This window comes from Salinicola lusitanus, assembly GCF_003206045.1.
Lineage (GTDB): Bacteria > Pseudomonadota > Gammaproteobacteria > Pseudomonadales > Halomonadaceae > Salinicola > Salinicola lusitanus.
This window is the reverse complement of record NZ_PZJM01000003.1, coordinates 84,556-97,986: the sequence shown is the minus strand read 5'-3', so window position 1 is coordinate 97,986 and position 13,431 is coordinate 84,556. Positions and strand designations below refer to the sequence as shown.

11 protein-coding genes are annotated in these 13,431 nt (G+C 64.5%); 10 read left to right on the top strand and 1 reads right to left on the bottom strand.

Features of this window, described 5'->3' with window-relative positions; translation table 11 throughout:
• Nucleotides 1-8: 8 nt before the first annotated feature.
• Nucleotides 9-1,640 (bottom strand): BCCT family transporter, encoded by a 1,632-nt coding sequence (locus DOM45_RS04260; RefSeq protein ID WP_110598290.1) that lies wholly within the window; start codon nt 1,638-1,640, stop codon nt 9-11.
• 373 nt (nt 1,641-2,013) lie between these two features.
• Between DOM45_RS04260 and DOM45_RS04255 the strand changes: the two genes are divergently transcribed.
• The 10 genes from DOM45_RS04255 to ureC all read left to right on the top strand — a co-directional run bounded on the left by DOM45_RS04255 (nt 2,014) and on the right by ureC (nt 13,373).
• Nucleotides 2,014-3,813 carry an acyl-CoA dehydrogenase C-terminal domain-containing protein gene (locus DOM45_RS04255; RefSeq protein ID WP_110598289.1) on the top strand — a complete coding sequence of 600 codons (1,800 nt, stop codon included), beginning with the start codon at nt 2,014-2,016 and terminating at the stop codon, nt 3,811-3,813.
• 339 nt (nt 3,814-4,152) lie between these two features.
• Nucleotides 4,153-5,460, top strand: a complete 1,308-nt coding sequence (urtA, locus tag DOM45_RS04250; protein ID WP_110598288.1) for an urea ABC transporter substrate-binding protein — start codon at nt 4,153-4,155, stop codon at nt 5,458-5,460.
• 85 nt (nt 5,461-5,545) lie between these two features.
• The gene (gene urtB / locus DOM45_RS04245; protein ID WP_110598287.1) at nt 5,546-7,180 is read left to right on the top strand and encodes an urea ABC transporter permease subunit UrtB; all 1,635 of its coding nucleotides are present in this window, start codon (nt 5,546-5,548) and stop codon (nt 7,178-7,180) included.
• Nucleotides 7,177-8,268, top strand: a complete 1,092-nt coding sequence (urtC, locus tag DOM45_RS04240) for an urea ABC transporter permease subunit UrtC (protein WP_110598286.1) — start codon at nt 7,177-7,179, stop codon at nt 8,266-8,268. The genes urtB and urtC overlap by 4 nt, the downstream gene beginning before the upstream one ends.
• Nucleotides 8,265-9,122 carry an urea ABC transporter ATP-binding protein UrtD gene (urtD, locus tag DOM45_RS04235; RefSeq protein ID WP_110598285.1) on the top strand — a complete coding sequence of 286 codons (858 nt, stop codon included), beginning with the start codon at nt 8,265-8,267 and terminating at the stop codon, nt 9,120-9,122. Before urtC ends, urtD begins: the two co-directional genes overlap by 4 nt.
• A complete protein-coding gene (gene urtE / locus DOM45_RS04230) occupies nt 9,122-9,832 on the top strand; it encodes an urea ABC transporter ATP-binding subunit UrtE (protein WP_110598284.1) in 711 nt (236 codons plus the stop codon). The genes urtD and urtE overlap by 1 nt, the downstream gene beginning before the upstream one ends.
• Nucleotides 9,829-10,764 (top strand): urease accessory protein UreD, encoded by a 936-nt coding sequence (locus DOM45_RS04225; RefSeq protein ID WP_110598283.1) that lies wholly within the window; start codon nt 9,829-9,831, stop codon nt 10,762-10,764. The genes urtE and DOM45_RS04225 overlap by 4 nt, the downstream gene beginning before the upstream one ends.
• Nucleotides 10,765-10,873: 109 nt before the next feature.
• Nucleotides 10,874-11,176 carry an urease subunit gamma gene (locus DOM45_RS04220; RefSeq protein ID WP_110598282.1) on the top strand — a complete coding sequence of 101 codons (303 nt, stop codon included), beginning with the start codon at nt 10,874-10,876 and terminating at the stop codon, nt 11,174-11,176.
• 131 nt (nt 11,177-11,307) lie between these two features.
• Nucleotides 11,308-11,667: an urease subunit beta gene (locus DOM45_RS04215; RefSeq protein WP_110598281.1), complete on the top strand. Its 360-nt coding sequence runs from the start codon at nt 11,308-11,310 to the stop codon at nt 11,665-11,667.
• Complete coding sequence (ureC, locus tag DOM45_RS04210) at nt 11,667-13,373, top strand: urease subunit alpha (RefSeq protein ID WP_205909391.1); 1,707 nt, start codon at nt 11,667-11,669, stop codon at nt 13,371-13,373. Before DOM45_RS04215 ends, ureC begins: the two co-directional genes overlap by 1 nt.
• The last annotated feature ends 58 nt before the right edge of the window (nt 13,374-13,431 follow it).

Sequence of the window (13,431 nt, the reverse complement as noted above, 5' to 3'; positions counted from 1 at the left end):
AGAAGTCGTCAGCCGCGAGGCTCGGACCGCAAGCCCTGGATAATGGCGTAGCACGCTGCCAGCAGGACGATCGTGAACGGCAGGCCGGTAGTGATGACCGCCGCCTGCAGCGCCGTCAAGCCGCCACCCAGCAGCAGCGCAATGGCGATCGCACCCTCGATCAAGGCCCAGAACACGCGCTGCGGCGTCGGTGCGTCGACCTTGCCGCCGGCGGTGATCGAGTCGATGACCAGCGAACCGGAGTCGGACGAGGTGATGAAGAACACCATGACCAGGATGATGCCGACGAACGACGTGATGGAAGTCAACGGCAACTGGCCCAGCATGGTGAACAGCTGCAGTGGCAATTCGGCGTTCTTGACGCCCTGGAAGCCGTCGCTGACCAGCTGGTTGATGGCGGTATCGCCGAAGGCGGTCATCCACAGCACGGAGACGATGGTCGGCACCAGCAGTACGGCGATCAGGAATTCGCGCACCGTGCGACCGCGGCTGACGCGAGCGATGAACATGCCGACGAACGGTGACCAGGAGATCCACCAGGCCCAGTAGAAGGCCGTCCAGCCATGCACGAAGTTGCTGTCTTCACGGCCGAACGGGTTGGAAAGCGCCGGCAGATTCTTGAGGTACGACCCCATGTTCTCGACGAAACCGGTGGCGATCAGCAGGGTCGGGCCGACGAAGATCACGAACAGCAGCAGCAGGAACGCGAGCGCCATGTTGATCTGGGACAGGCGTTGCACGCCCTTGTCGACACCCAGCATGACCGACATGAGCGCGACCAGTGTGATGCCGATGATCAGCAGTACCATGGTGACATCGTTGTTGGGCGTACCGAAGAGATAGTTGAGGCCGGCCGACGCCTGCGACGCACCGAGGCCCAAGGATGTCGCGAGGCCGAACAAGGTCGCGAATACCGCCAGGATATCGATGATGTGTCCCGGCCAGCCCCAGATCCGCTCACCCAGAATGGGGTAGAAGATCGAGCGCATGGTCAGCGGCAGGCCCTTGTTGAAGGAGAACAGCGCCAGCGACAGGGCGACCACCGCGTAAATCCCCCACGGGTGCAGGCCCCAGTGGAAAATCGTGGCGGCCATGGCCAGCGACTGCGCTGCGGCCTGGTCACCCTGGGCACCCCCCAGCGGCGCCCACGAGTCGCCGGTGATGGAGGTATCGAAGTGGGTCATGGGCTCTGAGACGCCATAGAACATCAGCCCGATACCCATGCCCGCCGCGAACAGCATGGCGAACCAGCCGGCATAGCTGAAATCGGGTTTGGCGTGCAGACCACCGATCCTGACCTTGCCCAGCGGGGTGAAGATCAGCACCACCGACAGCAGCACGAAGATGTTGGCGGCGAACAGGAACAGCCAGCTCAAATGATCGGTCAGGAAGCTCTTCGCACCGTTGAAGATCGGACCCATCTGCTCCGGCAATGCCAGAGTGATGATGACGAAGAACAGGATCAGCAGGGACGAGACCGAAAAGACCTTGCCATGCAGATCGACGTTGAGACCAAACTTGCTGGTCTGAATATTGTCCTGGCCAATCACATAATCGGTGTCGATGAGATTGGCGGGACCCTCGGGAGCCGGTATGCCCTCCTGCGGCGCATCCGGCTGATTGTTGGCGTCTTGAGCCACTAGCCGTCTCCATTGTTTGATGAGTCAGTTCGAGGTCGCCCTCGCGTGGCGACGATTCCCTTGCGCTCCCTTGCGTCGTCCGGGCGTCTTGCCAGGCTGTGCCACCCGGTCGAGGCAGAGCACATAGTCTGGCGTATCCGCGGGAACACGCAAGTTTCCCAATTATCCTGAATCAAGTTGGTGCGTCCAACCGTCTCGGCGAGAATCCGCAAGTTTCCCATCGAGGGTCTCGCGACAATAGCCGCTTTCCCTTGCTGATTCTGTTCTGGCGACGACGCGAAGAGTAGACCAAGGTCAGAGTGAAACGCGCCGGCATTATCGCTTACAGTCGCAGGCATATTTAAACGAATGTTTGAATTCTTGAGGGGGTCGAATGGCAGACTATCGCGCGCCGCTCATGGACATGCGGTTCGTCCGTGAAGAGGTGTTCCGGGCCGAACAGGAGTGGCAGGCCATGTCGGCGACCGCCGATTTCAATGCCGAACTCGCCGATGCCGTGCTCGAGGAAGCGGCTCGTCTGGTCGAAGCGGAGCTGTTCCCGCTCAATCAGCGTGGAGACCAAGAAGGCTGCGTGATGTCGGATGGCGCGGTGACCACACCGGGCGGTTTTCGCCAGGCTTTCGCGGAGCTGGCGCGGGGCGGATGGTGCGGGCTCGGCGGCAATCCTGCCCATGGTGGACAGGGCCTGCCCAAACTGTTGACCCAGTCCTTCGACGAACTGCTCTACGCCAGCAATACCGGCTTCGCGTTATACCTGACGCTCAACAACGGTGCCGGCCTGTTGCTTGACGCCTATGCCGACGACGCGGTCAAGTCCCGCTATCTTCCGCGGCTCTACGCCGGTGAGTGGCTGGGCACCATGTGCCTGACCGAACCGCACTGCGGCACCGATCTCGGGTTGATCAAGACGCGGGCAGTGCCGAGCGATGATGGCCGTTATTCGGTGACCGGCAGCAAGATCTGGATCACCGGCGGTGAGCACGATCTGACCGACAATATCGTCCATTTGGTGCTGGCCAAGCTGCCGGATGCGCCGCCGGGCGCCAAGGGCATCTCGCTGTTTCTGGTTCCCAAGCGCCGGGTGCTCGAAGACGGCTCGCTGGGAGAGGCGAACGGCGTGGTCTGCGGCGGACTCGAGCACAAGATGGGCATCAACGGTAGCGCGACCTGCGTGATGCATTTCGAGGGCGCCGAGGGCGTGCTGATCGGTGAACCCCACCAGGGGCTGGCGGCGATGTTCACGATGATGAATTACGAACGACTCTCGATCGGCATACAGGGTCTGGGCCTGGGCGACGTCGCCTACCAGAGCGCCATCGCCTTCGCCCGCGAGCGTCGCCAGAGCCGGGCCCCGGGTGGTGCCGCCGAGCCCGATCAGGCCGCCGATCCGATCCTGGTTCATCCCGATGTGCGACGCATGGCACTCAACGCCCGTGCCTGGAACGAGGGCGGCCGTCTGTTTGCCGCCTGTGTCGCCCGTGAACTCGATCGTGCCAAGTATCATTCCGATCGCGAAGTTCGCGAGGCGGCCGACGAACTGGTCGCGCTGCTCACCCCGGTGGCCAAGGCGTTTTTGACCGACCGGGGCTTTGCGACCACGGTCGAGGCGCAGCAGATCTATGGCGGCAGCGGTTACTGCGTCGAATGGGGCGCCGAGCAGTACGTGCGTGATGCGCGAATCGCGATGATCTACGAGGGCACCAACGGCATTCAGGCCATGGATCTGATCGGCCGCAAACTGACGCGCAACCGGGGGGCTTATGTCGAGCGTCTTGTCGATCGGATCAGGGCGGATCTCGAGGATGATGATATCGACACGCCTGACGTGCATCCGTTCCGGGAGGCGCTCGAGCGTGAGTTGATCCGGCTCGAGCGGGTCACCGCGGCCGTGATCGATGCCGCCAGCAAGGACGCGGCGGCGGCTGGGGCGGCCGCCAATGATTACCTGCACCTGCTCGGCTACGCGGTCTACAGCTGGCTGTGGTGGAAGGCGGCCGGCGCGGCCCAGCGAGGCCTGACCCAGCAAGGGCCGTCCGGTGAGGATTTCTATCGGGCGAAGTTGATCGTGGGGCAGCATTTTCTGACTCGCCAGCTACCCCATTCCGAGGCGTTGGAGCGCCAGATAGCGGCGGGGCCGTCGGGGCTGATGGCGCTGGAACGGGACTGGTTCTGACGTCACCTGGGGGGTCGACCCTGGTTATCGGGCCAAGCTGCACCAACGCAGAGCGACACCTGCTCGCGCGCGAGTTTCATGCGCAGCAATGGTGCGAGCCGAGGCGCTTGAGGGGGGCTGGCGCGCCTTTTGCGGAAATCGCCTCTGATTCTTCGATCTTTTTTTGCACCAAATCGTTGCCGTTGACCGAAGTTCTCGCTCTTTTTTCTGGTTTTTGTATACAAGGTTGAGGTGGTGAAAGTTTAGGGCACGAAAAATGCATGGGGTTTTCCGATCGATGGCTACGCCGTCACGGGCGAGCATTCCCGATCATCAGGGGATCATGACCAGGAGAATCCGATGACAACAACATCCCTTCGCAAGTTGATTGCCGGTTCCAGCATCGCGCTGGGGCTGGCCGGTTTCGGTGCCGCCGCGGTGGCCCAGGACGAGGGCCCGATCCGGGTCGGCATCCTGCATTCGCTCTCCGGCACCATGGCGATCAGCGAGTCGACGCTGAAAGACGAGATGCTGATGCTGATCGCCAAGCAGAACGAGGCCGGTGGGCTGCTGGGTCGCAAGCTCGAACCGGTGGTCATGGATCCGGCCTCGGACTGGTCGCTCTATGCCGAGCAGGCGCGCGACATGCTGACCGGCGATGATCGCGTCGACGTCATCTTCGGCAACTGGACGTCGGCGTCCCGCAAGGCGGTGCTGCCGGTGGTCGAGGAACTCAACGGGCTGCTGTTCTATCCGGTGCAGTACGAGGGCGAGGAGTCCTCCGAGAACATCTTCTACACCGGCGCGGCACCCAACCAGCAGGCGATCCCGGCTGTCGACTACCTGATGAGTCAAGGCGTCGAGCGCTGGGCGCTGCTGGGAACCGACTACGTCTATCCGCGCACCACCAACAAGATTCTGGAAGCGTATCTCAAGGCCAATGGCGTCGCCGCCGACGACATCATGATCAACTACACGCCGTTCGGCTTCAGCGATTGGCAGTCGATCGTCTCCCAGGTCAAGGATTTCGGCAGCCAGGGCAAGAAGACCGCGGTGGTGTCGACCATCAATGGCGACGCCAACGTGCCGTTCTACAACGAACTCGCCAACCAGGGTATCTCGGCGGGAGACATCCCGGTGGTGGCGTTCTCCGTCGGCGAGCAGGAACTGACCGGTATCGACACCGCGCCGCTGGTCGGCCACATGGCGGCGTGGAACTACTTCATGAGCGTCGACAGTGATGCCAACTACGACTTCATCGATGATTGGGTCGCTTACACCGGCAACGACCAGGCGGTGACCAACGATCCGATGGAAGCGCACTTCATCGGCTTCAACATGTGGCTAGAGGCCGTCGAGCAAGCGGGGACCACCGATGTCGACGCGGTCAAGGATTCGATCATCGGCGTCACCGTGCCCAATCTGTCCGGCGGTGCGTCGACCATGATGCCCAACCACCACATCACCAAACCGGTGATGATCGGCGAGATCCAGAATGACGGCCAGTTCAGCGTGGTCTGGCGAACGCCGACGACCGTTGCCGGGGATGCCTGGTCCGACTATCTGCCGGAATCCAAGAACCTGATCAGCGACTGGCGGGCACCGCTGCGCTGCGGCAAGCTCGATGTCGAAAGCATGCAGTGCCAGGACGGTCCCGGCGCCGACTAAATCAGACCGGTTCGACACCGGTGTCCGCCCGGGCATCGGTGTCGCTCGTTTGGCCCGGCGATAGAACGCGTCCGAGGACGATCCCATGAGAGCCACCGTAGAACATGACGGCCGCGCCCCGACGCGCAGGTCGACGATCACCGTGCTGCTGTGCCTGCTGATGGCATGGAGCCTCAGCATCATCAGTCAAGGCGCTTTCGCCGCGACCTCCAGTGAGCCGCGAGCGCTGCTCGAAGCGCTGGATACCGGCAATTTCCAAGCCAAGGGGGCGGCCGCGCAGGCGATCGCCGAGAGTGACGTTGAGCAGAAGACGCGCTGGTTGCAGGCGCTGCTGGATGGCCGTCTCGGCAAGGAGCGTCGTGGCGATCGCTTTTATATCGTCACCGACGATAGCGGCCGCGAATGGCCGATCATCGACGCGATTACCTTCGAGGATGCCGGCACCGGCACCCGGCGCACGGTCGATATCTTCAAGATCAACAACGATCTGCGTACCCAGCTCGAGGGGCTGATCGCGTCGCTGTCGCTGAGCGCGGGCGATGAAGCGTCGCGTCTCTCGGCGGCGCGGCGATTGATCGGAGAGATCACCGAGGACAATGTCGCCAGCGTTCGCCGGATGCGCGACGAGGAGGAGAGCGACGCCGTTCGCCAGCCGCTCGATGTCGCGCTGGCGCTCTACGACGTGCAGAACGGCGACGCCGAGGCGCTCGACACGCTGCGTGGCAATCTCGATACGCGGGTGCGTAACACGCTGGTGCCGATCGCTGCGGGCGACTCGCCCCTGGCGGCCGAGGCGCAATCGGTGCTTGGCGGCATCGAGAGCAAGCGCGCCTGGTACGACCGCGCGCAGACGCTGTTCTTCGGCCTGAGCGCCGGTTCGATTCTGGTGCTGGCGGCCATCGGCCTGGCAATCACCTTCGGTGTCATGGGCGTGATCAACATGGCCCACGGCGAGCTGATCATGATCGGCGCCTACACCACCTGGCTGATCCAGCAGGCGCTGCCCGGCCAGCCCGGGTTGGCGCTGGCGCTCGCCATCCCCGGTGGATTTCTGGTTGCCGGGGCGTTCGGCGTGGTGATCGAACGCACCGTGATCCGCTTTCTGAAGGGCCGCCCGCTGGAGACGCTGCTGGCGACATTCGGCCTCAGCCTGATCCTGCAGCAGCTGGTGCGCAGCGTGTTTTCGCCGCTCAACCGCCGAGTGACCTCGCCGGAGTGGCTGCAGGGCGCCTGGCAGATCAACGAGGCGCTCGCCTTTACGCTCAACCGGCTTGGCGTGCTGCTGTTCTGCCTGGCCGTGTTCGCCGCGCTGTGGGCACTGATGCGCTTCACCCGCCTCGGGCTAGAGGTGCGCGCGGTTACCCAGAACCGTGCCATGGCGAGGGCGATGGGCGTGCGCGCCACGCGCGTCGACATGCTCACGTTCGGCCTCGGCGCGGGCGTCGCGGGGCTCGCCGGCGTGGCGCTGTCGCAGCTGACCAACGTCGGTCCCAACCTGGGCCAGAGCTATATCGTCGACTCCTTCCTGGTCGTCGTCTTCGGCGGCGTCGGCAATCTGTGGGGAACGCTGGTGGCGGGCATGTCGCTGGGCGTGATCAACCAGGTGCTGCAGCCCTGGGTCGGCGCGGTGCTGGCCAAGATCATCGTGCTGGTCGGCGTGATCCTGTTCATCCAGAAGCGCCCGCAGGGCATCTTCGCACCCAAGGGGCGGACCTCATGACGACCCAAGCCACCTTGCCCGGCCGCGATCGGTCGCGCCAGGCGTTCCTCTCCCGCTCGACGCTGGTGACCAGCCTGGTGCTGATCGTCGGCATGCTGCTCGTGCTGATTCTCAACGCTCTGCCGGCGTCGAACGCGCTGCACGTCAGCGGGGCGACCGTCGCACTGCTGGGCAAGTATTTCACCTACATGCTGCTGGCACTCGCCGTGGACCTGATCTGGGGCTATCTCGGTATTCTGAGCCTCGGCCATGGCGCCTTCTTCGCCCTGGGCGGTTACGCCATGGGGCTCTACCTCAACGCGCAGACCTCGGTATTGCCGGGCTGGCAGGCGATGATGACCTACTTTCCGGTAGCGGCACTCATGGTCCTGCTGGCACCGGGTCTGCTGGCGCTGGTGTTCGGCTGGCTGGCGTTTCGCTCCCGGGTCACTGGCGTCTACTTCTCGATCATTACCCAGGCGCTGACCTTCGCGCTGATGCTGGCGTTCAATCGCAACGAGATGGGGCTGGGCGGCAGTACCGGCCTCACGCGCTTCTACGAGCTGCTGGGCTTTTCCCTGAGCAGCGAAGGCATGACCGTGGCGCTGTTCTTGGCCTCCGGTATTGCCGTATTGCTGGCGTTCTGGCTGTGCCGGGCGATCACCGTCTCGCGGCTGGGCCGGGTCAGCGTGGCGACGCGGGATGCCGAAGCGCGAGTGCGTTTCATCGGCTACCGGGTCGATCACGTCAAGCTGGCGCTGTTCGTGGTGTCGGCGATGATCGCTGGCGTTGCCGGGGCGCTCTATGTGCCGCAGGTCGGCATCATCAACCCCAGCACCTTCGCGCCGCTGTTCTCCATCGAGGTCGTGGTGTGGGTTGCCCTGGGCGGTCGCGCGACGCTCTACGGCGCCCTGCTAGGTGCGCTGGTGGTCAACTATCTGAAGACGGTGCTGACGGGGGCGATGCCGGACGCCTGGCTGTTCATTCTTGGCGCGCTGTTCGTGCTGGTGACGATGGTGTTGCCTCAGGGCATCGCCGGGGTGATCGCGAAGTGGCGGGGTCGGCGGCACGCAGCGGTGCAGCCTGGGCAGAGGGAGGCAAGCGCATGAGCGGTGTGGAGAGTGCCCGCTTCGGCAGGCTGCGCGAGCTGGCCCGGCCAGACCGGGTGTTCGACTTCATGGCCCCGGCCCAGTCGCCGGTGGACGTGCGTCACGGACCGATCCTCTATCTCGAGGACGTCAGCGTCAGTTTCGATGGCTTCCAGGCCATCAACGGCTTGAATCTGACCATCGACGATGGCGAGCTGCGCTGCATCATCGGCCCGAACGGGGCCGGCAAGACGACGATGATGGACATCATCACCGGCAAGACACGTCCCGACACTGGCCAGGTCTGGTTCGGCAGCCGCCACAACCTGCTGGCCCTGGACGAGCCGCAGATCGCCAATCTCGGCATCGGCCGCAAGTTCCAGAAACCGACGGTGTTCGAAGCGCTCGACGTGACCGAGAACCTGGAGCTGGCGATGGCGGGTGAGCGGCGAGTCTGGAAAACGCTGTTGGCGCGGCTCGACCACGAAGGGCTGGCGCGGATCGACGAGGTGCTCGAGACGATCGGGCTGAGCGAGGAGCGTTATCGTCTTGCCGGCGTGCTCTCCCATGGCCAGAAACAGTGGCTCGAGATCGGCATGCTGCTGATGCAGCGACCGCGCCTGCTGCTGGTGGACGAGCCCGTGGCCGGCATGACCGAGCCGGAAATGCACCGTACCGCCGAGCTGCTGACGCGCCTTGCCGGCCAGCAGTCGGTGGTCGTGGTCGAGCACGACATGGGCTTTGTGCGTTCGATCGCGCGGCAGGTCACGGTGCTGCATCAGGGGAGTGTCCTGGCCGAGGGCACCATGGATGAGGTGTCGAACGATTCGCGGGTGATCGAGGTCTATCTCGGCGGTGACGAGGAGTCGGCCTGATGCTGAGCGTGGAAAATCTGAACCAGTACTATGGCGAAAGTCATATACTGCGCGATCTCACCCTGGACGTGCCCGCGGGTCGCTGTACCTGCGTGATGGGGCGCAACGGGGTCGGCAAGACGACGCTGTTGAAGACGATCATGGGCGAGGTTGCCGCCCGTGGCGGCGACGTTCGCTTCGACGGCGAGGATCTGCTCAAGCGCCGCCCCGAGGCGCGTGCTGGCCTGGGCATCGGCTATGTGCCCCAGGGCCGCCAGATATTCGCCACCCTGAGCGTGGAGGAGAATCTCAAGATCGGGCTGCCGTCGCGGCGCGTTCGTGGCCAGGGGAAAAGAGTCGGCAAGATTCCCGAGCGCATCTACGAGCTATTTCCGGTGCTCAAGGAGATGCGCTATCGTCGAGGTGGTGATCTTTCCGGCGGGCAGCAGCAGCAACTGGCGATCGGGCGAGCGCTGGTGCTCGACCCCCGTCTGCTGATCCTCGACGAGCCGGGCGAGGGTATCCAGCCCAACATCGTCGCTCAGATCGGGGAGGTCATTCGCAAGCTGAATCGCGAGGATGGCCTGACGGTGCTGCTGGTGGAGCAGAAATTGCCGTTCGCGCGTCGCTACGCCGATGGCTTCGTGATCATGGATCGGGGGCAGAAGGTGGCCGAGGGAGATATCGGATCATTGAGCGACGACCTGATCAAACGACATCTAACGGTATGACGGCCGAGATCCCAAGGCCGTTGCAGGGAGCGGCGTCACCGGCGCCGGCGGATTCCGGGCACCGTTTCGATGCCGGGCGCCGCTGGGATGCCTCGCTGTCGTTGGCGTTCGCGTCGCGCCCCCATGGTCGGGAAGGCGCGGCTCGAACGCGCTTGGTCCGGGCGCGGCACCATGGGCCGCTAAGGGTCCAGCGGCCGTTCTATCCGGAGCCGCACCAGGTCGGCCGAGTCGACCCCTGTCACGTCTATCTGCTGCACCCGCCAGGGGGCCTGGTCAGCGGCGATGCGTTGACGGTTGACATCCGGGTCGAGCCTTCTGCCCATGCCGTGCTCACCACGCCGGCGGCGACCAAGCTCTACCGCGCGGACAGCCACGCCGTCGCCTGGTCGCAGACCAATCGATTCGCCGTCGAGGACGATGGTCTTCTCGAGTGGCTGCCCCAGGAGACCATCGGTTTCGATGGCTCGCGAGGCGAGCAGCTCACCGAGATCGCCTTGCAGGGCAGCGCCCGCTGCCTGGGGTGGGAAATCATGGCGTTGGGGCGCCCGGCGAGCCAGCTGCCGTTCGAGAGTGGTCGCATCGAGCAGCGCTTCCGACTGAGCCGGGATGGCCTGCCGCTGTGGCTCGAGCGCCAGCCGCTGGATCCGGCGCACCGGCGATTCGTCGGGCGTTGGGGGCAGGGCGGCGCGACGGTCCAGGCCACGCTGTGGGCGGCGGGAGTGGAGGATGCCGGCGGAGCGGTTGGCGCCCTCAGAGCGGCACTGCCGGCGCGGCCAAACTGGGCGGTGACGCAGCGTCACGGTGTGCTGCTGCTGCGCTATCTGGGCAGCTCCCGCAACGAAGCCTGGGATCTGTGCTGCGCTGCCTGGCACGTGCTTCGGCCCTTGCTGGCCGGTCGGGGCGTTTGCGAGCCGCGCATCTGGCGGACGTGACGACCCCGTGGATAGCCCCGTTCGTGGCACATCGAAGCCGGCGCTTGCCCGGCGGCAGGGCCGAAAGACCGAACTTTGAACAACGCGCAAGAGCCAGGGAGCCGTCGCGATGGAATTGACCCCGAGAGACAAAGACAAGCTGATGCTGTTCAGCGCCGCCCAACTGGCCGAGCGGCGGCGCGCCCGTGGGCTCAAGCTCAACTATCCGGAAGCGATGGCGCTGATCAGTTTCGAGATTCTGGAGGGCGCGCGGGATGGCAGGAGCGTGGCCGACCTGATGGGATATGGGCGCGAGATACTGACGCGGGATGACGTCATGGATGGGGTGGCCGACATGATTCACGAGGTGCAGGTCGAAGCGACATTCCCGGACGGTACCAAACTCGTCACGGTTCACGATCCCATCGTCTGACGCGGCGCTTCCGGGCCGGGCGCGGTGTCGGCGCGGTTTCGCATGCTGCCGGTCGGCCAACGTCGACGGCCTTGCCATGAGCCGTCCGGGTGCCGTTCCGGCGAAGAACAATCGACAACAAGGGAAAATCGATGATTCCCGGTGAAACGCAGATTCAGGATGGCGAGATCGAGCTCAATGCGGGACTCGAGACGATCACGCTGGCGGTGGCCAATACCGGTGACCGGCCAGTCCAGGTCGGCTCCCACTACCACTTCGCGGAGACCAACCCGGCTCTGGTTTTCGACCGCGCCATGGCGCGTGGCTATCGTCTCGACGTGCCGGCCGGTTCGGCGATTCGCTTCGAGCCGGGCCAGAGTCGCGAGGTGACCCTGGTGCCCTATGCCGGCGCGCGTCGGATCTACGGTTTCCGCGGCGAGGTGATGGGGGCGCTGCCCACTGCCGCGCCAGGGGCGCCTGACGACAATGGCGATCAAGGGGGAACGAACTGATGGTGACGATTACCCGGCAGGCGTACGCGGACATGTACGGCCCCACCGTCGGCGATCGCGTGCGCCTGGGCGACACCGAACTGTGGATCGAGGTCGAGCGCGACGCGACGGTCTACGGCGACGAGGTCAAGTTCGGCGGTGGCAAGGTCATTCGGGACGGGATGGGCCAGAGCCAGCGCGTGGATGACAGTGTCATGGATACCGTCATCACCAACGCGCTGATCCTCGACTGGTGGGGGGTGGTGAAGGCGGATGTCGGCCTGCAGCAAGGCCGGATCGCCGCCATCGGCAAGGCCGGCAATCCGGACGTCCAGCCTGGCGTCGACATCGTCATCGGGCCGGGCACGGAGATCATCGCGGGGGAGGGCAAGATCCTCACCGCCGGCGGTATCGATGCACACATCCACTTCATCTGCCCGCAGCAGGTCGAAGAAGCCTTGATGAGCGGCGTCACCACCATGCTCGGCGGCGGTACCGGTCCGGCGACCGGCACCAATGCCACCACCTGTACCCCCGGCGAGTGGCATCTCGCCAGGATGTTGCAGGCGATCGACACCCTGCCGATGAACATCGGCCTGCTCGGCAAGGGCAACGCCAGCCTGCCGGAGGCGCTGGAAGCGCAGATCGTCGCCGGAGCGATCGGGCTCAAGTTGCACGAAGACTGGGGAACGACACCGGCGTCGATCGACAACTGCCTGAGCGTGGCGGAGCGCTACGACATCCAGGTCGCGATTCATACCGACACGCTCAACGAGTCCGGCTTCGTCGAGGATACGATCGCCGCGTTCAAGGAGCGCGGCATCCACACCTATCACACCGAAGGTGCCGGCGGCGGCCACGCCCCCGACATCATCACCGCCTGCTCGAAGGATTACGTGCTGCCGTCGTCGACCAATCCGACCCGGCCTTACACGGTCAATACCATCGACGAGCATCTCGACATGCTGATGGTGTGCCACCACCTCGATCCGAACATCCCGGAAGACGTGGCGTTTGCCGATTCCCGCATTCGTCGCGAGACCATCGCCGCCGAGGATATCCTCCACGACATGGGGGTGATCTCGATGATCTCGTCGGACTCCCAGGCCATGGGGCGGGTGGGAGAGGTGGTCTGCCGTACCTGGCAGACCGCACACAAGATGAAGGTGCAGCGCGGCCTGCTGCCGGAAGATGCGGCGCTGGGCGCGGACAACTTTCGCGCCCGCCGCTATATCGCCAAGTACACCATCAACCCGGCATTGACCCACGGCATCGCCCACGAGGTCGGCTCGGTGGAAGCCGGCAAACTGGCCGACCTGGTGCTGTGGAGCCCGGCGTTCTTCGGCGTCAAACCGGCGTTGATCGTCAAGGGCGGCATGATCGCGGCGGCGCCGATGGGCGATGCCAACGCGTCGATCCCCACACCGCAGCCAGTGCATTACCGGCCGATGTTCGGCGCCTTTGGCAAGGCGGCCAGCGCGACCCGCTTCAGCTTCGTCAGCCAGGCCGCGCTGGATGCCGGGATCAAGGAGCGCCTGGGTCTGGAGAGCATGCTGTCGGCGGTCAGGAACGTACGGGGCGTTCGCAAGTCGGACATGAAGCTCAACGACGCCTGTCCGCATCTGGAGGTCGATCCGCAAACCTACGAGGTGCGCGCCGACGGCGAGCTCTTGACCTGTGAGCCGGCCTTCGAGTTACCGCTGGCCCAGCGTTATCATCTTTTTTGATTCGACTATTCATCCGCCGGCCGGGCTCGTTTTCGGTTATCTATGTCGAGGTCATCTC

Excerpts from the sequence above, each read along its gene's own strand:
- DOM45_RS04215 (WP_110598281.1), top strand. The coding sequence starts at position 11,308 with ATGATTCCCGGTGAAACGCAGATTCAGGATGGCGAGATCGAGCTCAAT.
- DOM45_RS04255 (WP_110598289.1), top strand. The coding sequence starts at position 2,014 with ATGGCAGACTATCGCGCGCCGCTCATGGACATGCGGTTCGTCCGTGAA.
- urtE (WP_110598284.1), top strand. The coding sequence starts at position 9,122 with ATGCTGAGCGTGGAAAATCTGAACCAGTACTATGGCGAAAGTCATATA.
- urtA (WP_110598288.1), top strand. The coding sequence starts at position 4,153 with ATGACAACAACATCCCTTCGCAAGTTGATTGCCGGTTCCAGCATCGCG.
- urtB (WP_110598287.1), top strand. The coding sequence starts at position 5,546 with ATGAGAGCCACCGTAGAACATGACGGCCGCGCCCCGACGCGCAGGTCG.
- urtD (WP_110598285.1), top strand. The coding sequence starts at position 8,265 with ATGAGCGGTGTGGAGAGTGCCCGCTTCGGCAGGCTGCGCGAGCTGGCC.
- DOM45_RS04220 (WP_110598282.1), top strand. The coding sequence starts at position 10,874 with ATGGAATTGACCCCGAGAGACAAAGACAAGCTGATGCTGTTCAGCGCC.
- ureC (WP_205909391.1), top strand. The coding sequence starts at position 11,667 with ATGGTGACGATTACCCGGCAGGCGTACGCGGACATGTACGGCCCCACC.
- DOM45_RS04225 (WP_110598283.1), top strand. The coding sequence starts at position 9,829 with ATGACGGCCGAGATCCCAAGGCCGTTGCAGGGAGCGGCGTCACCGGCG.
- urtC (WP_110598286.1), top strand. The coding sequence starts at position 7,177 with ATGACGACCCAAGCCACCTTGCCCGGCCGCGATCGGTCGCGCCAGGCG.